Source organism: Psychrobacter sp. JB193 (assembly GCF_002285555.1).
GTDB lineage: Bacteria > Pseudomonadota > Gammaproteobacteria > Pseudomonadales > Moraxellaceae > Psychrobacter > Psychrobacter alimentarius.
In genome coordinates this window covers 53,972-75,754 of the sequence record NZ_NRGY01000001.1, presented here as the reverse complement: position 1 = coordinate 75,754, position 21,783 = coordinate 53,972, and the positions used below count along the sequence as shown (strand labels likewise).

13 protein-coding genes and 1 tRNA gene are annotated in these 21,783 nt (G+C 43.0%); 7 read left to right on the top strand and 7 right to left on the bottom strand.

Going from position 1 to position 21,783, the window contains the following annotated elements:
• Positions 1-2: 2 nt before the first annotated feature.
• Positions 3-398, top strand: a complete 396-nt coding sequence (locus tag CIK80_RS00315; protein ID WP_095568413.1) for a hypothetical protein — start codon at positions 3-5, stop codon at positions 396-398.
• A gap of 378 nt (positions 399-776) precedes the next feature.
• Here the strand turns inward: CIK80_RS00315 and CIK80_RS00310 are convergent.
• The 3 genes from CIK80_RS00310 to CIK80_RS00300 form a co-directional block, all read right to left on the bottom strand.
• Positions 777-852, bottom strand: a tRNA-Arg gene (locus tag CIK80_RS00310).
• A 70-nt stretch (positions 853-922) separates the two neighbouring features.
• Positions 923-1,738: a hypothetical protein gene (locus CIK80_RS00305; RefSeq protein WP_095568412.1), complete on the bottom strand. Its 816-nt coding sequence runs from the start codon at positions 1,736-1,738 to the stop codon at positions 923-925.
• A gap of 66 nt (positions 1,739-1,804) precedes the next feature.
• Positions 1,805-2,320 (bottom strand): hypothetical protein, encoded by a 516-nt coding sequence (locus CIK80_RS00300; protein WP_095568411.1) that lies wholly within the window; start codon positions 2,318-2,320, stop codon positions 1,805-1,807.
• Between the two features lie 390 nt (positions 2,321-2,710).
• Here CIK80_RS00300 and CIK80_RS00295 point away from each other — a divergent pair, with 390 nt between their 5' ends.
• The 3 genes from CIK80_RS00295 (at position 2,711) to recD (ending at position 14,058) form a co-directional block, all read left to right on the top strand.
• A complete protein-coding gene (locus CIK80_RS00295) occupies positions 2,711-7,258 on the top strand; it encodes an exodeoxyribonuclease V subunit gamma (RefSeq protein ID WP_095568410.1) in 4,548 nt (1,515 codons plus the stop codon).
• Positions 7,259-7,347: 89 nt separating this feature from the next.
• Positions 7,348-11,799: a UvrD-helicase domain-containing protein gene (locus CIK80_RS00290; protein ID WP_095568409.1), complete on the top strand. Its 4,452-nt coding sequence runs from the start codon at positions 7,348-7,350 to the stop codon at positions 11,797-11,799.
• A gap of 72 nt (positions 11,800-11,871) precedes the next feature.
• Positions 11,872-14,058, top strand: a complete 2,187-nt coding sequence (gene recD, locus CIK80_RS00285; protein WP_095568408.1) for an exodeoxyribonuclease V subunit alpha — start codon at positions 11,872-11,874, stop codon at positions 14,056-14,058.
• Between the two features lie 82 nt (positions 14,059-14,140).
• Here the strand turns inward: recD and CIK80_RS00280 are convergent, their stop codons facing one another.
• On the bottom strand, positions 14,141-14,704 hold the full coding sequence (locus CIK80_RS00280) for a hypoxanthine-guanine phosphoribosyltransferase (RefSeq protein WP_062844549.1): 564 nt from the start codon (positions 14,702-14,704) through the stop codon (positions 14,141-14,143).
• Between the two features lie 90 nt (positions 14,705-14,794).
• The gene (locus tag CIK80_RS00275; RefSeq protein ID WP_062844550.1) at positions 14,795-15,463 is read right to left on the bottom strand and encodes a hypothetical protein; all 669 of its coding nucleotides are present in this window, start codon (positions 15,461-15,463) and stop codon (positions 14,795-14,797) included.
• 301 nt (positions 15,464-15,764) lie between these two features.
• Between CIK80_RS00275 and CIK80_RS00270 the strand changes: the two genes are divergently transcribed.
• From CIK80_RS00270 to CIK80_RS00260, 3 genes are all read left to right on the top strand, one after another.
• Complete coding sequence (locus CIK80_RS00270) at positions 15,765-17,444, top strand: carbon starvation protein A (protein ID WP_095568407.1); 1,680 nt, start codon at positions 15,765-15,767, stop codon at positions 17,442-17,444.
• A gap of 123 nt (positions 17,445-17,567) precedes the next feature.
• Positions 17,568-17,861 (top strand): cory-CC-star protein, encoded by a 294-nt coding sequence (locus tag CIK80_RS00265; RefSeq protein ID WP_095568406.1) that lies wholly within the window; start codon positions 17,568-17,570, stop codon positions 17,859-17,861.
• A 46-nt stretch (positions 17,862-17,907) separates the two neighbouring features.
• Entirely contained in the window at positions 17,908-18,939 is a 1,032-nt protein-coding gene (locus tag CIK80_RS00260) for an ArsA family ATPase (protein ID WP_095568405.1), read from the top strand.
• On the opposite strand, the gene CIK80_RS00255 is transcribed toward CIK80_RS00260, so the two are convergent.
• Together CIK80_RS00255 and CIK80_RS00250 are read right to left on the bottom strand one after the other, a co-directional pair.
• Entirely contained in the window at positions 18,920-20,593 is a 1,674-nt protein-coding gene (locus CIK80_RS00255; RefSeq protein ID WP_095568404.1) for a DUF3482 domain-containing protein, read from the bottom strand. The two genes, CIK80_RS00260 and CIK80_RS00255, sit on opposite strands and share 20 nt — an antisense overlap.
• A 106-nt stretch (positions 20,594-20,699) precedes the next feature.
• A complete protein-coding gene (locus CIK80_RS00250; RefSeq protein ID WP_095568403.1) occupies positions 20,700-21,686 on the bottom strand; it encodes a sterol desaturase family protein in 987 nt (328 codons plus the stop codon).
• Positions 21,687-21,783 lie beyond the last annotated feature (97 nt).

Here is a 21,783-nt window from a genome sequence, read left to right as displayed (position 1 = left end):
AAATGAAGAAAATTACCTCTAACCGTTCACTTCAAAGTAAATTATGGATTGCGTTATTGGTCAGCGCTGTGGGACTTAGTGCTTGCAGTAACGAAGTGGAAGAGAAGCCAGCTAGTACGAACACTACTGAAGCTGCATCTGTTGAAACAGGACCGACTGATACTGAAGTAGGTACAGACACTGCTATGGGTGAAACAACGAACGATACGGGCATGGCAGATGCAGATAGCCCCATGGATCCAGCTGACACAACTACGACTGGTACAGAAGGTACTGGTACGATGACGGATAATACCGTAACCGATGAAATGACCGATGGCTCAGTAATTGGTGACTCGACGATGGTAGACGAAGAAAATACGAGTTTCAATCAAACACCACCAGAAAGCGTTCAATAGATTATATGTCACAGTTTTGATAATGCGCCGATAGAGAGTTTCTAGTGTATTCAGCCGTTTAAGCTGTCTATAGTTATTTTTAGTAGTAGGGGGGCGGGGCGATATGAGTATAAGCCACTATCTGATAGCTTATAAGCATTATCTTACTCCTTGATCTGTTTGACCTATGTATTATATTAGTCAGAGGTTTGCTAACTTTTGGTATTTTTACGGTATCCTAATTTAGGTTTCGATCAATACCGTAAGGAATGCCGTAAAAAGTATCGTTTGTAATCAGTGGATACCGTGAGCTAACGTAGTTTATCGGTAAATAAAAAATAAAAAACCCTTGTAGCACTTGGCTTACAAGGGTTTATCAATACATACCGTTATATTTGATGGTGCGCCCACAGGGACTTGAACCCCGATCGGTCGCTTAGGAGGCAACTGCTCTATCCTGTTAAGCTATAGGCGCACTGAGGAGTGACATTGTAGGAAAAAGTTGTTACAAAAGCAATCCGCAAAGTCCAAATAGAGACAATTTATTATGACTCGCTATTGCTGAGGGCATCCGAGACGTCTACTGAAGTACTGTTTGATGGTTTTTCTGATGAGGTGGTTGGACTAAATAAATCATTGACACTGTTTTTATAACCTTCAATATTATTATAGTCATGTTTTTTTAATATATCTTGCCCCACGCTAGAAAGTAAAAAATTGCGAAAATTAATCGCGGCAGTGTTATCCGTCAAAATAACGCCTTCAAGCATCTGATCGTCTTTGAGCGCATAGCTATAAGAATTCAGTATGCGAGTATCTGTATGAGTGGTCTGAGCTGTTTCCGTTTCCGCACTATCTTCATTAATTGAGTCTTTATTATCTTCAGCAGTTTGACTGGTATCGGCTTCATTTTGATTGATTTTATCTTGAGCCGCTTTTAGCTCTGCTTGTAATGGTGCAAGTCGTTTTTTTGGTAGGCTGCTGTTTGAAATAATCATGTCTGTACTGACAATGAAATCTGAGTTTTCTTCATTATTAGAAGAGTTATCAGGTAGTGTTAGCAGAGTACGAGAGGGTACATAGCTTGTCTCAACCTTTATGCTTGGATAACGAGATTCAAAACGGACAATAACCTCGTCTAGAGCCACCTGTAAGCTTTTTTCTGCTTGTATATGTAACGTACTATCGGAAGTAGGCATTTCGCTATCGTTTCCAGCGATCACTTTAGGTTCGTTTTCACCAGCCATGATAGGTAATGGGTTGGTGTTTTTGCGGTTATTAACCCATAACCAAGTAAAGAGAACAGTACAGAGTATCAACAGTAAAATTAGTCCAGCTATTAGTAGCTTGTAGTCTTTCATATATGACCGATCTTCTGTTTGTGAGTGATTAAAAGGTTACGTGAGACACGTAATCTATTGTTTGGTTTAAAGCGATTGATGCAGCACTTCCTCTGTCAACTCTGCCAACATCTCTGCAAAAACGTCTTTCTTTAGAGAAAGAGCTGTACCTTGATTAACACTGTTACGAGCCGTACTGTGGCTCTCAGCGGGAGAATAGTTTGAAGCTGAAGTAGGGTGGTTGTCAATCGCTTTTGTAGAGGCTTGATGGCCTGCTAGTGGCGACTGTCCCTTCATTAGCTTATCTTTAAGCCATTTAAAACCATGGGTCTCCCACCATGCCTCAAAGCGTGGTAATGTGCTGCCATGCACTGCTATAGGTAAATTCAACGTTCGCAGTTTCTGTGATAATACGGGGTCATTAATGGTTTGATGAGTACTGAGGTAAAGCGCACTGCTATCATCAGTATAAAGTCGCTTATTTTGCCATGATCTGTCATCAATTTTCATACGTGGTAGTTGCCATAACTCACCACGATAATACACCACGTATACGCGTTGTTTTGGATGTACAAAAATAGCATCGATTGGGCGTAAGAGCATAATATTAATTCATTCCGTGAATAATAAAGGTTAAGTTTATGTAATGCATGGAAATCAATTTAAAAGATATCAGTTTACTTTCTTTTTTAGTAACCACGAATGGCATAATAAGACGACACTCGCTGTCGCAAGTTATTATAATACTGACATCTACACTAGTAAACGATAACCATCAATGGCACACTGAGGCTGCCACTATTTTTTATTCGTAAATATCATGCTAGCAGAAATGCAGTACGGTAACGACTACCAAACATGTATTGATGAGTACCGTTTGTTGCTTGATTTTTAATCCCCTCAAGGCCTTTGGTCTTAGATTTTTTTGTCTTTTTTGCTTTAATTTGTGTTCGTCGGTCTTATTATTCTACTACTCTAATCAGATTATCCGCTATGTTTACCATCATTCAGTCGCACCGTACCGAAAAACTCGTTGATCAATTGCTTGTACAATATCAGTCAAAGAACCAATCTGTGTTCGAGCCTTTTATTGTCATTGTACCCTCAATGGTATTGGGTGACTGGTTGGATAAGACGATTGCCAGTCGTGCTGGCATCAGTACGTTGGTGCGTACCAAGTTTTGGGGTCAGTATCAGTGGACGCTGATGCAAGACGTGCTAACGCGTCACAATGCCTATTTGTTAGAAAATAATCCTGAGGCGGCCGTTTTAAATGTGCCTGAAGTGGCTGTATTATCGCCGACAGTCATGCAGTGGCGACTGTTTGGATATCTCACCTACTATCAAGCATCGATTGTCAAAAGTGAGGCACATCCCGTTCACCCATTACTGGCGTCTTTGATTGATGAGCCACAAGAAAGCGTGAAGCAAGACGCTGTACAACAAGACAAAGCACAACAAGATGCGCGTATTTGGCAGCTGGCAAGTGATTTGGCCAGAGTATTTAACCGCTACTTAACCCATCGTGAGGATTGGCTAGCATTATGGTCACACAACAAGCCACTCAACGTAGATGCACTGATAGCTGATAAAGACGCGTTGTCATTGCGCTTTGATAAGTATGCACGCGGTACGCCTGAATGGTTGGTGGAACATTATGTAGAGCTGGAAGTTGCGCAACGATTCTTATGGTCGCAGTTGTTTGCCGATGTTCATCAGCACCGTGTGACCATTGAGGACAACTTTTGGTCAGCTTTGAAGTACAATCAGGCAAATGAGCGGGGTCAATTGCCCAATGTATTGCGCATTTTTACCATTCAACAATTGCCTCAGACTGAGCTTGATTTTTTACAGCGCTTATCGCAATACATGGACATCACATTACTGCACTACAATCCCTCAAAGCTGTTTTGGGCAGATATTGTCGATAAGTCATGGCTACAGCGTCAACAGATCATCAATCCTGAAAGCGTGTTTTTGCGTGATTATGGTCACAGTTTGCTGTCGCGTTTGGGAAAACAATCTCGCGATACTTTTGCTATGCTTGCCAACCTATCAGGTAATGAGCAGTACCAAGAGGCGCTTGTAGAGTGGCAAGACAATTTTGATGAGGGGTTTAGTGATGAGACTGGTCAAGGTGTTGATGATAATACCTATAATAATGATGATACCTATCAGCGGGCGCAAAATAGCCCAAGCTTATTGCGACGCTTGCAAAACGATGTGTTGATGCTGGATGAGCAATCGACACAGCAGGCGACAGCGGCAAAAGTGTCAGAGGCTGTCAGCCAACAAATCGAGTTAGGTTTTGAGCAAGAAGCGTCAGACACGGCATGGTACGACGATGAAGTGCTAGAAAATAAGCGCTTTGAAAAAGAGCGTTTTTGGGCGATATCGTCACAAGATAATAGCCTAAGCATTCATTCGTGTCACAATTTACAACGTCAACTTGAAGTACTGCGTATCATGATTGGGCGCTGGCTCAATGAACCTGTTAAACCTAATCAGAAAAAACGCCATATATCCGATATTGTGGTTTTGTTACCTGATGTTGAGCGTCATCATGCGCTCATTGGTTCTATTTTTGTCAATGGTAAAGGCCAAGATGGTTTGACCCTGCCTGCAAAAGTAACAGGGGTGGTCGATACTGATATTCGTCAGCTATGGGAAGCCATCATTGGGTTTTACAAATTATTAGGCAGTCATAGCGCCCGTTTTGAAGCAGCCGAGGTCTTAGACTGGCTAATGTTGCCTCCTTTGTTTGAAAGCTTTGGCCTGACTCATGAGCAAATGAGCCGTGGTTGCGATTTATTGGTAGAGGCGGGCTTTATCCGCGGGTTTGATGAGCGACATCTCAAGCAAACCTTAGACGCTAATGACTACGATTATCGCTTTAGTTTTGCCCAAGCGTTAGACAGATTGGCCTTAGGATTAGTGATGCCAGAGGCCAGTTTGAGTGATTGTTTGTATCCTTTGCATGAGGATGACTGGGCAAGCACTGCAATGCCTGAGATGAGTTTGCCATTACCACAGGTGAGCCTAGATGATGCGATGATTATTGAAGCGCTTAGCCGTATATATGTGGGTTTGGTTGAACGACGTGATGATCATACACAAAGAATGAAAGCGGAAGATTGGCTGGATCAGATCGAGACGCAAGTGATCCATCGCTATTTTGGCGATGTTGATCAAACTCGTACGATGCGCGCCATATATAATGCTATGAACGGCTTTAAATCAAGTTTGCGCGCCAATCGTCATTATAGACAGTACTCTAGCGATGATAGGGCCAACAAAGAAGTTGAACAAAGGCTGGCAGGCGTTGAGCAATTACCATTAAAACTGAGCTTTATGCTAGACAGTATCGAAGACGAGCTAGAAAGTCAGCAAGTCAGTGCTGAACCAACGGGCGTGATTACTTTTGGTCGATTTGGTGCTCTGAGAAACGTGCCTTTTGAATTAGTGGTAATGCTTAACATGGATCTCTCTGAGTTTCCTGCGCGTGACCGTGATAACCGATATGATTTGATAAAAGCGACTAATGCTCGTCGCGGTGATAGAGTCAGTGAAGATGATGACAATGGGGCATTTTTAGATGCGCTGCTGTGTGCACGTAGCGCGTGCTGGATATTCTACAATGGTCAAAGCCTGACGGATACGCATGAGCACTTGCCAGCCAATCCTGTCAGTGAGTTGCTACAATTCTTACAAGGTGAGGTACAGTGGCAGGTAAACTCGCTTGCTACATTGCCTGAAAATATTGATCCAACGACTGAGAGTCTCAAACGTTATTTACCCAAGCTAATTAAACAATGGCTGGTAACTGAGCATCCAGCATTGCCTTTTCATCGTAGTCTGTTTGAGACAGACGTGGAAAATGATCTCTTTGAGCACGAAAAACAGACCAAGGTATCCGTTAATGATAGTCAGTCTACTGTTGATGCTCAGAATAATAACTCCGTCACAGTATCTGATGAGCTAGATGCTTTATTAAATAAAGCCATGCGTAAAACCAAATTGGCACAGAAAAAACAATTTCCCCCTGCGCCATTATGGCAAGCTGTGTTTGATACCCTAAGCGGTAGAATAGCAAGCAAGTACGCGCCACTGGTTGGCTTACCCAATAACGCACAATACGACGCAATCGCGACGATGCTTGGTCAAGGCTTGGGTCAATTGGGAAAAATAGACAATCACACCTTGTCTGCATTGGCTGATATGTTGGCGCTAGATGGTGCTACTAATATCAATGACGCGACCAAAGCGCCTGACTTAACGATGTTTGATAGTATATTTAACATTGGTGAGATAGATATTGAAGGAGGATTGGTCTATCAAGTACGTCACCCTGCCAAAGCATTTTTACGCACTCAAAAGGTCCATGTGGTGCAAGGTGAAGCAGCGATGGCGCACCAAGAGCCGTTATTTTTGGATAACCTGACGACTTATCAGATCAAAGAGCATTTGATTCAGTCATTAGTTGCCGATGCAACCGCCTCAAGTAATGGCAATGCAGTTATTGAAAATGCCAACGCCACTATGATGTATCAAAAAATGATACCAGCAGGGGTGGCTCGCCAAACCATCATACCCAACCAAAAGCAAAAGCTACAACAGCAATGTATGGAGTTCAAAGAGCAATTGATTGCTAATGGTTTCGATGATATCGACATGGATAGTAGCTATAGTGAGGTATCAGATAGCAATGGTTTGCAACTGCTTACCCCAACGATAGAAAAACCTATTGAAATCAGAGATGTGGCAATGGTTTTAAATGCCAGCAATCATCAATCAGACAGCGACTCAGACCGTCAGGTAAAAACAGAAGCATGGCGTAAATTACTGCCTGCCTCTATTAAAATAAAAGGCTCAGTACCGATATTAGTGCCAATATCAGCACCGTTATCAGTGTCGCCAGATATCCGTAATATAAACGCTCATCAGCAATCAAGCCTGTCTTATGCTGAGCAATCACCCAAGCAATGGCTAAATATCTTACCTAACTCTGCGAGTCCCAGACACTTACTCAAGTTTTGGTTGTCACATTTGTATTGGCAAGTTGCCAGACGCACCACCGCTCAGCAGGTGGTATTAAATGATGGCGTCAGCATTTGGCGTTTTAATAAAGCCAGCTCGCAAGTGGATGCTTATAAAAACTCGATGACATTTAAACTAAGCCCGATTGTGTATGAAGACGCTGTCATTGAGCTGATTAAGTGGGCAATTTTTGGCAATCTATCAGGTCAAGTACCGATGACGTTACTGCCGGAGTATGCACTCAGTTACCTTGGTAAATGCGTAAAAGCTGAAGAAAGCGAGAGTACAACTGAACGCTATTGGCCGAAACGAGCAGATTTTTCCGACTGGTTAAGACCCAGTTACTATTCAGAGGCGGTATACGATACTTGCGCGCAACATGCCATTTGGCAATACATATTGCGTGATCAAGATGCTTTTAGAGCGCTATCAAGGGCGTTGACTACCTTGGCGCAACCACTGTATGAGCCGATGTTTATGGCACTAAGCGGGCTAGATAATTAGTAGGATGGCTAACGCCTAGTTTCTTTCACTTAGTTCTTTGACCTCATAGATTTTGACTTTATAGATAGTAATGAAAAGTATATGCCTATATGACAGACTTTACTGACACAACTGATACCTCTACACAACCGCATTTATTTGATGATTCAGCTAGTATGGCTGAGCCTAAAGCAGATGTGACACCAGCGGTTGGCGTCGAGTTAACGGGTAAGCATCTGATCGAAGCCTCAGCAGGGACGGGCAAGACGTGGACGCTAACTGGGATTGTGCTGCGCTTGCTGATTGAAGCACGGCGCGCACCAGAGCAAATCATTGCCACGACTTTTACGCGAGCGGCTGCAGCAGAGATGCGTCAGCGCATTCATGATCGTTTGGTAGAGTTCTATCAGCTACTACAATGGGTCAATAACCTGAGTGCGAATACCAACAATAAAGACAGCTTATATCCCAATATATTGCAGGTAATGCCTGACAGTGACGATAACAACAAGGGTGCACTAGAAGTTAATGACTCAAGTATTGATTCGAATGCTCAGACAGATATTGATGAATTCAATCAAGATTTTGACCATGACCAGCAAGTTGTAACTGAAAAGCGTATCCAAGCAAAAGAAACGCGTGACAATTGGTTGATAGAGCAAGCCGAATATGTACGCTTAGATAACATCATGCAAGATCCTATTAATTTACATTTAGTGAGTTATTTATTAGATCATGTGTATAGCTACCCGATGGCAGAAGCGCTGCGACGTACCGCACTGGTATTAACCACATTGGACAAGCTCTTCGTCGGTACGCTAGATAGCTTGGCGCAAAAATGGTTGACCGAATACAGTAGCGAAACTGGTCATCAGCAAGGCATGGCGATTATCGAGGACAGCAGTATTGAGCAAGTGACCGACAGCATCATTCATGATGAGCTGCGCCAATTTCAAAGTCGCTTGTATCATGAGCAGCCTAAGCTGTATGCGCTGATGGATCAGCAAGGAAAACTGACAGCCGTGAGCGATCATAAAAAGTATGTTTCTCGTTCGCTTAACTTTATTTCTGCGCCGATTGATGAGATAAAACTTGAACAAGGTTTTGACTTTACTACGTATGAACAGCTTATTGCTGAGTTTGCACAGTTAGATTTGGCCGATATTCAGCCTTATTTGAATCCTGATTATAGAAAGTCGCAAGGATTTCGTGGTGGTTCTAATTTAACCAAGCAGTTTGATGCTCTCATTGATGTACATCAGAAAATAGCAAAATATCAGTTAGCATTTAACAGTTATTTAAATGAGAGCGAACATAAGATTTTGACCTCATTACAGGATTCCAGATATCCAGATGAAGACGGTAAAATTAAGAACTTCAATAAAAATAAAGAGAAAGAACATCAGACGCTTTTTGAGTTAGAAACCATCAGCAGGTTAATGGCTCTTTTAGACATGGTTGAAGGATTAAATCAGCATATTGTCCTGACACTAGCCAATCTCAACCGTCACATTGTACTTGCCGTGCGTGATAGGCTGCCAGTGATTTTAGAAGAGCGCGGCGAGACGACCTTTAGCCTGCAAATGGTGCGTTTAAACCAAGCATTGACAGGGCGACAAGGCAACAAACTGGCACGTTATATTCGTCATCATTATCCAGTGGCACTGATCGATGAATCGCAAGACATCAATGGTGAACAAGCCATTATGATTGAAAGCATTTATTTGCCAAAAAACAAGCGAACACAAGAGGGAAAAGACAAACTATCAGGCTCTAATAAAACCAATCGCGAGTTTTTGCTATTGGTGGGTGATCCAAAGCAAGCCATTTATGGGTTTCGTGGTGGCGATGTGGCAAACTATAACTACATGAAAGCCCAGTTTGATACCAGCAGTCGTTGGACGCTTGATACCAATCGCCGCTCAAATTCAGGTGTGATTCATGCATTAAACTGCTGGTTTGGTATGCCAACGGTAACAACTGATAATAATAAGTTATCGCAGCTGGGCAGCGACATTTATTACCAGCATATGAAAGCATCACGACCTGAAAATCAGCTGTCTTGGTTTAGTAACCAAGACAGGATAAATAGCGACTTGGTGACTGAGGTGCTCTCTGCTCAGCCAGTGAGCGTATTGCATTTGCCTAGTGGTAAAGACGTAGAGCTTGAGTATGATGAGCATGAAATCACCGCGCGTCATATTGCCACTTTGCTCAGCAGTAATCAGACACTAAAAGGCAAGGCCATCCAGCCTAGTGATATTGGTGTGCTTGCACGTGCCAAAAAAGACTTAAAGCAGGTTGAAGATGAACTGGTGAAACTGGGTGTACCGACTTTAACCACCAGTGATGTCAGTATTTTTGAGACTATCATGGCAGAAGACGTGGCAGCACTGCTCAGCGCCATGCTATATCCTTACCGCCATGACATGATCAATCGGGTATTGACCAGTCATCTCTATGGTCTTAGCATCAAAGACGTCAAAGCTATGATGATGGATCACGAGTCAGGTATGGTCGAGGCCAGCAGTACAACACGCGCTCACTCAAAAGATGCGTCAGCGATTGATCACAAAAAAAGCTATCAAGACTTTATTACCTATTTAAAAGAAGGGACACAGCGTTGGCAGCATTTTGGCATATTGTCGGCGCTACATTACTTATTGGATAAAAGCCCCGTGCAGCCACAAGGCGTTTGGAAATCTCTGGCTGCTCACGCCGAAGGGGATCGGCATATCATGGATCTGCGCCATTTAATGGATGTGTTGGCGCAGTATGGCACAGGTATGGGCGAGCACGAACTGCTGGCTTGGTTCAGACAGCACATAGATGCAGCGCCCAATAGCGATTGGGCCAAGCAGTACCCGCTACCGACAGAGTCTGGTGTGCAGCTTATGACCATTCACAAATCAAAGGGACTTGAGTTCCCGATTGTCTATGTACTGGGTATGGGTGATGCCAGTAGAAAGTCAGGTAATAATGAGAAGTCTGGTCTTTATTTATACAATGCCGCACAAGCTCCTTCCGCATTAGTGCAGCAATCACTACAAAATCAATTGATAGGCAATCAGCGCCGCTTCTCACCACTGCAAAGCTCTGCCACCACCGATGGTTACTATACCGATCTTGAAACGCAAGAGGATTTCGATGAGCTACGCCGTCTTGGCTATGTGGCATTTACTCGTGCCAGTGAGCAACTCTATATAGTGCTGCAAGAACCGAAAAAAAATGCAAACGCTCACTTAAAACCCGTAATTTATTGGTTTGATGCGCCAGAAGCGAACTTTGAATTGCCTGATCGGTTAAAAGGTACGATAGGTATGATCAGAAGTTACAAGGTCAATGAGTTCTATTTTGATCATCATGCTAACGCAGTCGGCTTAAGTGGTACTATTCAGTCTGCCACTACCAAGCCCACAACAGAAGCTATTGAGTACGATGTTTTTTCAGAGGTCATGAAAACCAACTACTTTTATGGCTGGGCCAAGACCAGTTTTACCGCGCTCGCCCGTCAGTTGGATGAATCCACACAAGCGATGGCGATAGTGGATGAGCGTATTGATGATGCAATAGATATTGACATTAGAAACGCATCCGCTCCAGCTGAGCCATTATCCAATAGCAGTGAGCCTGTTACAGAAGCCAATGAATTAAAGCTTAAGATGGAAGATGATATCCGCTTTACCTTTGTTAAAGGGGCGAATGCAGGTACGTTTTTGCATGAGATATTTGAAAAAATTGATTTTACCAATAAATCGCAGTGGTCTGGGGTGATTGATAGAGCGGTGAGTAGCTATCAGTTGCCGCTGGTTTATAGCAGTGCCGAGCAGCAAAGCCGTCGATTACAAGGGCAAGAGGGCAAAGCAGCTGGCCTCATTGAACCTGATTCGATAGATACGACAAAGCATGACGCATTGATCAATTGGATTGAAGAAGTAATACATGTGCCGTTATTGGCATCCAACCAACCTTTACGTTCTCTTAGCGTCAGTCAGCGATTTGCTGAATTAGAGTTCAATATGGGTTTGTCAGAACGGTTTAAGGCGCAGGATATCAATAAGCTGTTTCAGCAGCATCTGCCCAATGACACAGACAAACACGTTAGCCTTATTGCGCAAAACACAACACATTTGTACCGTTATTTACGCGGCGAAATTGACTTGGTATATGAGCATGCTGGCAGGTATTATGTGGTCGATTATAAAAGTAATTTTTTAGGAAATAGCCTAAGTGATTATGATGAAAATACGCTCAAGCACGCCATGTCCAAAGCAGGGTACTGGCTACAAGCAGCCATTTATCAAGTAGCATTGCATAGGTTTCTTTCCATAAGAATTCAGGACTATGCAGGTAATGAAGAGAAATATCTAGGCCCTGTAGAGTATGTATTTTTACGAGGCGTATATGGTTCACATACCGATGCAATAGATAATGTATCACCCAATACGAGCGAACCTGCTGGCAGCGCCCCACCTAATGAGTGCTATGGATTGGTGACTTGGGATATTCCAATTGATTTTATTAAAGGGTTAAACGCGTTATTTGGTACGCCTGACTCGTAAGTACTAAATACATATCAGCTATCCAAAAAATATCCTATCGATTCAGCAGATCAATATAGAGACAAACATACTATGAGTAATAATAACAATAAAAGTAAGGCGGCGATTGGGGTACAAGAAAGCTGGGCCAGTAACCTCAGTGACTACATTCTATTACGCCGTCAGCAAACGCATTTAGCGTATAGTGCAACAGATTCAAAAGCAAATATTGATAGCAATCAATTCGATAAAACAGAAGACAGTATGCTATTCACTGCTTTTTTTGTGATGTTAGCGACCCATTTAGAAGAGGGGCACACAGTACTAACTATTGAGGAAGCTGAGGATGAAGTACCGTTGCAAGGCCAGATCAATCACGAAGTCGTTGCGCTATATGGGTGGCAAAAAGCGTTGTTAGCAATGCTCGCAACGCCAATCTTTGCCCTGATAGACACCCAAATCAGTACACAAATGGAAGAGGATTCGACAGCTGAAATATCACTATTTACCTTGCTAGATACTTTATTTACCAAGGAAAGTCAGCTTTGGGTGCAGCTTGCCCTAAGTAATCCTGAAAAAGAGATGCTAAACAAGCGCTTTACTACGATTGCCAGCTTATATCGACTACTAAAAAATACAGATTTAGATTTTTTCATGGATTTGGTCACTCAGCATACTTTATTCGCAGAAGTGGGCAGTAATATCACAAAAAAAAATAGCCTAAGCAATAATAAACCCATTATTTGTAAAAAAACTAAGCAAGAAAACACATCAACAGTGTCCATCACTTTTTGGCTGCATCGCTCTTGGCAAGCGGAGTTCAACTTAGCAAAACACATCAGTACTATTTTAGAACAACCCATAACACCTCTAGCGTTATCCATACCCAAAAACCTGAACGAGCAACAAATAAAAGCCATCAATGTGGCCAACAACAATGCGTTTAGTATCATCACTGGGGGTCCAGGCACAGGCAAAACCTATACGGTCGCCCAGCTCGTTATTGCGTTACAACAGGCCACAGAGAGTAGGGATGCGCAGCAAGAGAGCATTAGATTCAGTACAGATAGTGCAAGCCTAGCGCTCGCAGCACCGACTGGTAAAGCAGCACAGCGAATGCAAGAGTCTTTGCAAGCGGCTCTAGATACATCAGAAGTGAAAATGCAATTACAAGAAGCCAAAACCATACATCGTTTGCTAGGCATCGGTAGAACGGGTAGACCGCGTTATGATGCCAGTAATCCTTTGGGTGAGGACATCATTATTGTTGATGAAGCCTCAATGCTGGGTGTTGAATTGGCCAATTATCTTGTCAGCGCCGTAAAGCCGGGTGCAAGGCTGATACTGTTAGGAGATGCCAACCAGCTAGCAGCGGTAGATGCAGGAGCAGTACTGGCTGATTTGTGTCATATTCCGATATTACAATCCATTCATGCAGAGCTACTCGAAAGCCGCCGTTTTAGCGCAGAATCAGGTATTGGTAAACTTGCAAATCAAATCAATCAAACAGAAGTAGACACTCAAAAAATTTGGCAGTTATTAAAACAAGACGACGCATTGAGCTTCCAATACGTAAACACCCTGCAAATAGATGAGAGTAATGATAATAAGACAAAAAATAGCCTAAGCAAAAATAAAATTATTCCAAAAATAACGAAAAATTACCATCATTATATAAACAAGATTAAAAATCTACTGAAAAATCCAATAGAAAAATCCATGCCAGAATCGGTAAATACAACAGTTACAGCGTTGATAGAGGTGTTTAATCAATTTAGAATTTTGAGCGCGGGTCATAATGGCGAATGGGGTGATCACTATATCAATAATTACCTCACACAATGGCATCTTGCTGAACTCAAACTACCACTAGGTCAGAATACATGGTTCCATGGTCGCCCTGTTATGGTTTTACAAAATAACTATGAGTTAGGACTGTTTAACGGCGATATCGGTTTTTGTTTGCAGACAGGAGATGAGAGAAGTCGATTAGAAGTGTTTTTTGAGAATAAAACACAAGGTATCGCTGTTAATCTATTGAATGAAGAAGTGATTGCGACCGCATATGCGATGACCATTCATAAGTCACAGGGATCTGAGTTTGATCATGTTGCCATTACTTTTGACAATAGTCATGCCAGACTGCTCAGCAAAGAGCTTATTTATACAGCGGTGACACGGGCTAAAAAACAAGTGACCATCTATAGTACAAAATATGCGTTTGAAAAAGCAGTTCAAACCCCAACTGAGCGTCATACTGGTTTAGGACTACAATTTTAGTCATTATCCTTAGCCATACTTGTACTCCAGCTAATAAAAAAGCATCCAAATTGGATGCTTTTTTAGAATTCAGATATAAGCGTTACACTTTATCTTCTTTAATTGCATAGATGCCAGGCAAATGGCGCAAGTAACCATGAAAATCCATACCACAGCCATAAACATAGCGGTCTGCAACATTGATACCCACAAAATCTACCTCAAAATCTGCAACTTTACGATCGTGTTCTTTATTGAGTAAGACACAAGATTCAATCGATAAAGGTTTTTCTTTGCTCAGCTCTTCAACGACTGCTTTTAAAGTAATACCTTCATCAAAAATATCATCAATCAGCAATACGTGTTCGTTTTCGATACTGACATCAGGTTTGAATTTCCAATCGAGTTCACTAGTGCCTTCGTTGTCGCGATAGCGCGATGCATGAATATAATGCATACGATGGTAGAACGTTAGATGAGTCAATAATTGACCAGCTGGGATAAGACCACCATTCATTACAACCATTACAATTGGGTTTAAGCCCGCATAGTGTAGGTTGAGTTGAGCAGCAAGACGCTCATAAGCAGCAGCAACTTCGATACTACTAATAAGGCACTCTGAATTACGCAGGGTTTTTTCTATTTCTTGATTACTAATTTGGGTCATGATTTGCGCCTTGGATAAAAGTGCCGCTTATTTTAGCAAATTTTAGTAAATTTGCCCAACATTACAGTGCTAATAAAGCGAATCTCTTTATTATTCTGATTTTTCTATGATAAAAGGACGGTAGTAGTCTGCCAAACGATTCAAAGAGCGATCTGGTAAGTCAGGTAGAAGTTTATTAAGTGCCATGTTCATACCTTTATCAATAGCCGCTTTCGCAACGGGCACGGACTTACGCTTAATCATACCCAGTTTCAAAGTCTCAGCATAACGGCTGATAAAGTGCGTGAGCGTTTCTTCATTCATCGTTTCAAGCGCAGTCTTAAATGCTTTCACGTCTACGTGTTCAGGTGTGATAGCGGCGAAACCTGTATTAACAGTTTTGGCATCTGCATCAGACAACTTAAATCCCACACGTTTTATGCCGTCATTATCGATAAATGTTGCTCTGTCTCTCAAAAAATGAAAACTTGGCATCACTTCTTCGTTGCTTTCTTTACCCAGTAAAATGTTGAGTAGGGTATCGGTTGAGCGTTCAATCATAGTGACAATTTTGCGCATAGCAGCTTGACGCTCAGGATTGGGAATAATCTCAACCAAACCTACCAAGAGATTATCAATCAGATCCCGCGCTGTTTGGTGAGTAAGGGCATCACGATAAGGGTAATAATCTACCTGTTCATTTGAAGCAACGACTTGTTCGGCCTCACTGATTAATGCTTTTAATTTATCTGAAGGTACGAATCCAAAATAATATGCCATCATGCTTCCTTTATTTGTTGTTTTTAATGCCTTACCAACGTTACATTCTTGGTCAAATCAGTTACTATTTAAAAAGAATACCAAACAAAGGCTCATCGTACTACATGCTAATTACTCGTGTGCCTCAATTATGAAATGCAGGGCTTGGTTGAATATAGCCAGTATTGCGGTATTTTTACGATTTATCTAATAACCGACGAGCCGAACCATTCACCGCACACTAATTTAGCATATTTTTTATATTCTAATTTAAAAAGCTTGAACTTATAAGGCTAACTAATACTTATCTAGGGAGAGATAAATGAATAGTGCTATTGTACTGTTATTTGGCGTTGCCGCTATGCTATGCGGCTACTTGTTTTATTCAAAGTTTATCGCCACTAAAATTTTGGCATTAGACAACAGTCGTCCCACGCCAGCTCATACGATGAAAGATGGCGTAGATTACGTTCCCACCAATAAGTACGTATTATGGGGTCACCATTTTACCTCAGTAGCAGGGGCAGCACCAATCATCGGTCCTGCTATTGCTGTGATCTGGGGCTGGGTGCCAGCCATCATTTGGGTAGTACTGGGCACCATTTTTATGGCTGGTGTCCACGATATGTCAGCCATTTGGGCAAGTATGCGTAATAAAGGCCAATCGATTGGTTCTATCGCTGGTACTGTAATGGGTACACGTGTGCGCAGTTTGATGATGATTGTCATTTTTTTACTGCTACTGATGGTAAATGCCGTATTTGGTGTTGCTATCGCTAATATGATGATAAAAACGCCTTCAGCGGTATTGCCTGTGTGGGGCGCACTCGTTGTTGCCTTCATCATTGGTCAGTGCATCTATCGCTATAAGATGAATCTGCTTTGGGTATCAATCATTGGTGTTACGGCTCTATACGGACTTATTTATCTTGGTCCAATGTTCCCGATTGTGTTACCTGAGACTGTTTTCGGTTTGCCTGATAATGCCGTATGGATTCTGATTCTATTTGGTTATGCAGCAGTTGCCTCTTTATTGCCAGTATGGATGCTGCTGCAACCACGCGATTACATCAATGGCTTGCAGTTATTTGTTGGTTTGATTTTATTATATGCAGCCATCTTTATTGCAACGCCAGACATTGTCGCACCAGCCATCAACACAGCATTACCCGTTGGAACACCGTCACTGATGCCATTATTGTTTGTGACGATTGCCTGCGGTGCTATTTCAGGCTTCCATGGATTGGTGGCAACAGGTACTACATCCAAGCAGATTGATAAAGAAGAAGATGCTCGGTTCGTTGGTTACTTTGGTGCATTTGGTGAGGGTATGCTTGCGCTGGGTGCCATACTTGCTGCTACAGCAGGTTTTGCCACACTGGCTGATTGGCAAGCGGTTTATCAAAAATTCGGCGATGGTTCTATCGGTGCTTTTATTGATGGTGGTGCTACCATCCTAAATGCAGGGGTTGGCATTGACTTGGTGTTATCACAAACAATGCTGACGGTCATGGCAGCATTATTTGCCGGTACTACTATGGACACTGGGGTACGTTTGCAGCGTTATATTTTCCAAGAATTTGGAGAATTTTATAACTTGCCAGCATTGAACAAAGGGGTTGTCGCAACGTTACTTGCAGTCGGAAGCTGTTTATTATTGGCGTTTGGCGCAGGTGGTATCGATGGCGCAGGTGGGATGATTATTTGGCCACTATTTGGTACAACCAATCAATTAATGGCCGCATTGACCTTAATGATTGTCACCGTGATTTTGTTACGTAAGGGCAAGCCTGTTTGGTATACCTTGGCACCATTGACGTTCTTACTGGTCATGACGGTCTTCGCACTACTCATTCAGCTCAAAACTTTCTTCACTGATGGTAATTGGCTGCTCATCATTATGGATATCATTATTTTGATAGCAACCATTTTGGTGACGTTTGAGAGTCTGTCGGTATTGCGCAAAGAATGGACACTTCACAAAGGTAAAAGCGATACCTAAACTCTATAAATAGTAAATGAAGCAAAAGAACGCTAGCAGCAATTGCTGGCGTTTTTTATATCGTGTAGGCATGATAGATTAAAGATAAGTCAATGTAAAAAACATGCAAGAGAACAGATAATTATGGAAAAGTCAAATACACCAAAGGATCATGCAGATATAGAACCATGGTGGCAGCGCTTTGTGGCTGGGCTCAATGAGTTTTATCATGCCCCTTATCGCCAAACGATGGCGCGCGCTGTCCGTGATGAAGAAGATTTTTTTATGCTGCTGCTGTTTGCCGAGAGTTTGGGGATTGATAATCCTGCCAGCTTTTATACTTTGGAGCTGCAACCACTATTTTTAGAGAATTTCCACGAATGGCATACACGCATGGGTATGGACAGATGTCCTTTTGATCATGTTGGTTGCTGTTAATTGCATCAACAACTGTTGCAAATTGATAAAAAAATGAGAAATGAGTATGGCGTTACAACCTCTACCGACTCTAGTCGAACAATTAAAAACGCAGCCTATTATATTTATCGGTGGAAAGGGCGGTGTGGGCAAAACCACCACTGCTGCGGCACTTGCCAGCTATTATGCCAGCCAACACCAAAAGACGCTAATTGTCTCAACCGATCCTGCCCACAGTTTGGGTGATGTACTGAACGTACAATTAACCAATGAAAAAACTGCGATCAATCCTTATCTGGATGCCATTGAGCTCAATCCTGATGTCATCGTTGACGCGCATTTTGCTCAAGTTGAGCGTACGATAAAATCTTATGCCAATCCTGATATGATGCCAAAAATTCGTGAACATTTGCGTTTGTCAAAGTCAGCACCTGGCGCGCAAGAAGCCGCTATGCTTGAATCTATGTGTCAGCATTTGGTCACGGCAGCTGATGAACATTACGAGCATATTATCTTTGACACAGCACCGACCGGACATACGCTGCGGTTACTGGTATTACCAGAGATGATGGGCGCGTGGACGGATGGACTGCTTGCCCAGCAGCGTAGGCAATCCAAGCTGCGTTCAGTATCACTACATTTGGATAATAGTGGTCAAAAGAGCCTCCAGCAAAAAAACGAGATTGCCAACCCATTTGCTCCAAAAAAACAAGACCGCTGGGAGCAAGCCGTCTCTGTGCTAGAAAAGCGCAAGCAGCTGTTTCGACAGGCAGGGGTACTGCTACATGATCGTACGCAGACCGCTATTGTATTGGTTATGACCGCTGATGTACTCCCATTGGCTGAGACCAAGCGCGCCATAGAACAGTTGGAAGAGAGTAAGCTCACGCCAGCTGCAATCGTCGTCAATCAGCTCATAGCACCAGCCCAATCTGATGCGTTTTGGCGTCATCGGGCTGATCGTCAGCAGCAATTGATGCAAGATATCGAAAAGAATTTTTCTAAATATCCCTTGTATCCAATCTATCTACAACAAACCGATGTACGCGGTACGGACGCCTTGAGCAACTTATTAATCACTAGTTTGCGCGCTCATTAGATTGTAACTTTGCAGACAATGACCATGCCATATCTGCTCGCAGCAGTTGTGCTTGTTCTGATTTGCCACTACTAAGCGAGGACCATTGCGGTTTACCACGCGCTTTTTTTAACTCGCTTGGCAATTTATGCGTGGGCCATAGCGTGATTGAGCGACTTGTTTCATCTGTACTATCATCGTTAGCTGCTGAGTCAGATGATTCAAAGGTTTTTGTCTCGCCTTTATATAAAAGCTGTGTCGCATCGGTTGCGGCATGTCCGCGATGGCGTAGGGCAGTGAGCAAGTCTATCGCACGCGTGGCGAGCAATGTCAGTGTTGCAGGATCGATGTATAAGCGTTTTACGCCCGTAATCTTGTCGGCAATACTGCTGGTATTAGACAATAACCCGCCTGCGATACCGCCGATTGCCGCGCCCAGTCCTAGCGTTGTGCCCAATGCAGCAGCATCAATCCCCAATCCCAATAACGCACCAGCAGCAGCACCTGATGTGGTGCGAATGCCATAGCTTTTTAGAAGTTCAGGATCAAACGGATCTTGCTGATACGCTTGCAATTCAAGTGGGGTCGCTGCTACTGCATTGTCATAAAACTTGTATAAATTGAGCAGGCCGTGCTGCATGGTACGCTCGCTTTGTCTCACTGCTTCCTGCATTTGCTGCAACACAGGCATCGGGTCGTCATCTTCGCCAATCTCACGTACAAAGGCGGCCACATTCAACAAAAAATCTGCAATGATAATATTGGCCTCATCATACAGTTGCGCCCAATTTTCAGCACGTCGCACCATCAGTTGCTCAAGTCGCTCAGAGTGAGTGAGCATGGTGGCGAGGTTTTGCCATAAGCGCATTTCATCCTCAAACTCAAACGCCACCGAATCAAAGCGTGTTGAGATGTGCAGGTTGCGTCTTGCCAGCATGGTTTGCCAGTCATCAATATTGGCATCTTGGCTGTCAGTGAAGTTAAATACAGGCATAACAGGAATGGCGGCCCAAGATAAAATCGCCAGCTCGTCTTTGTATTTACCCAGCACGGGCTCACGGGCATCGACGACATAAATCGCCATATCACTTGCCAGCAATTGCCGAACCACTTTGGCTTCTTGACTATAATCACAACCTTGCGGGTCGTAACCATAAGCCGCACCATCATCTGACGCTTGGGCGATATCTGCTGCTAAAAACTGCTGTAAGCGCTCGATACCATCGCGGCGACTGGCAGTATTTTCTTCCAGCCAGTCCATCAGCCCTGAGGCATCCTCCAGGCCAGGCGTATCGTATAAGGTTACCAGCACTTCACCGGTTTGACTGTCGGTTAGCTGGGCACGCTCAACATGCCGTGTGGTTGCCGCTTCATTTTTCACTTCACCAAAGTAAACGTCTCGTAATAGGGTACGCAGGATGGAGGTTTTACCTGTGTTGGTGTGACCAACGACCGCCAGCTTTAGTGACTCACCGCTCGCGATGGTTTTTTTAAGAGGCACAGTACTCGGGTCTGGCTCTTCACTTAATTTCTGTGGGTTTTGTGGGTGCGGTGCTGACTCAGCATTGATGATAGGCGCTGTTTCATAAGCCTTGTCGGCAAATAGACCCGCAGGTTTATTATTCTCACGATTGTCATAGCTATCATCGCGATTTTGTTTATTGTCATGGTTCATACTAGCGTCTTATATCAGTGAGTAACGTTCAAAAAGCATAAAAAACATAATAGTAGCTGTTTATGGTAAATAAGTCAGGCTTGGTATCGGTATTCATACACAATCGTCAATGGGTTTTAGACTCGGCAGCACTGGGCGGATAAAACAGCACTTTGAGTTTTTTCTTAATGCCTTTGACTCGAAAAAACCGTTGCCACATCCGGTAAAACACACCAAAAATTAGGCCGATAATATGATCATGACTGTCTTCACCAACGGCACCATATTTTACCGGATTATTGACCGTGTCTTCCTCTACATACGTCCCAAACCATCGATCAAAAATAATGAGTACCCCGCCATAATTTTGATCAATGTACGCACCATTGGTACCATGATGAGCGCGATGATTGGATGGCGTGTCAAAAACATATTCAACCCATTTTGGGAATTTGCCCACTGTTTCGGTATGAATAAAAAACTGATAAATCAGATCTAACGCATAAAAGAAAAATACCCATACTGGATGTACGCCAAGTATCATCAGCGGTACAAAGAATACCCACCAACCGGTGACTGAATACAAAAGGCTTTGGCGCATGGCAGTAGAGAGGTTCATATGGTCATCAGAATGATGCACGACATGGGCTGACCAAAACCAATTGACTCGATGGGAGGCGCGGTGAAACCAGTAATAGCTAAATTCAACCGCGATGAATATCGGAATGGCGGTCAGCAAGGTTACCTGAATAGTAAACAAGCGATATTGATATAACCACAAGCAAATAGGTAAGACGATGAGCGCTTGCATAATCAGCTCAAAACCCAAGTAAGAACCGCCTAAACTAAAATTGGTCATCGCACGGCGCCAGCTAAAGCTTTTGCCATTGCCACGCTTGGACTGATAAAACCACTCGGCTAAAAACAGCAGAAAAAAGGGCCCACCAGCGAGCGGCAGTAACCATTCTTGCCAGTGCGCAGGTAAAATACTGCTCAACATTGGCTGCCAAGATTCAGGAGAGATGGCCACTATATGCTGGTTCAACGTATTTTTATAGTCATCCAATATCTGACCGTACTGACCTAGGGTCATAAGATTGTTATCTGCTGCCATGCTGGACTCCTATCCACTACATCGTCAATGCACTATAAACATTCCTTGTTATGTCAGTATGATACTAAACTTATGAATCAGCATGGATAAAAATGGT

Excerpts from the sequence above, each read along its gene's own strand:
- CIK80_RS00305 (WP_095568412.1), bottom strand. The coding sequence starts at position 1,738 with ATGAAAGACTACAAGCTACTAATAGCTGGACTAATTTTACTGTTGATA.
- CIK80_RS00255 (WP_095568404.1), bottom strand. The coding sequence starts at position 20,593 with ATGAACCATGACAATAAACAAAATCGCGATGATAGCTATGACAATCGT.
- CIK80_RS00315 (WP_095568413.1), top strand. The coding sequence starts at position 3 with ATGAAGAAAATTACCTCTAACCGTTCACTTCAAAGTAAATTATGGATT.
- CIK80_RS00250 (WP_095568403.1), bottom strand. The coding sequence starts at position 21,686 with ATGGCAGCAGATAACAATCTTATGACCCTAGGTCAGTACGGTCAGATA.
- CIK80_RS00275 (WP_062844550.1), bottom strand. The coding sequence starts at position 15,463 with ATGGCATATTATTTTGGATTCGTACCTTCAGATAAATTAAAAGCATTA.
- CIK80_RS00270 (WP_095568407.1), top strand. The coding sequence starts at position 15,765 with ATGAATAGTGCTATTGTACTGTTATTTGGCGTTGCCGCTATGCTATGC.
- CIK80_RS00290 (WP_095568409.1), top strand. The coding sequence starts at position 7,348 with ATGACAGACTTTACTGACACAACTGATACCTCTACACAACCGCATTTA.
- CIK80_RS00260 (WP_095568405.1), top strand. The coding sequence starts at position 17,908 with ATGGCGTTACAACCTCTACCGACTCTAGTCGAACAATTAAAAACGCAG.
- CIK80_RS00300 (WP_095568411.1), bottom strand. The coding sequence starts at position 2,320 with ATGCTCTTACGCCCAATCGATGCTATTTTTGTACATCCAAAACAACGC.
- recD (WP_095568408.1), top strand. The coding sequence starts at position 11,872 with ATGAGTAATAATAACAATAAAAGTAAGGCGGCGATTGGGGTACAAGAA.
- CIK80_RS00280 (WP_062844549.1), bottom strand. The coding sequence starts at position 14,704 with ATGACCCAAATTAGTAATCAAGAAATAGAAAAAACCCTGCGTAATTCA.
- CIK80_RS00265 (WP_095568406.1), top strand. The coding sequence starts at position 17,568 with ATGGAAAAGTCAAATACACCAAAGGATCATGCAGATATAGAACCATGG.
- CIK80_RS00295 (WP_095568410.1), top strand. The coding sequence starts at position 2,711 with ATGTTTACCATCATTCAGTCGCACCGTACCGAAAAACTCGTTGATCAA.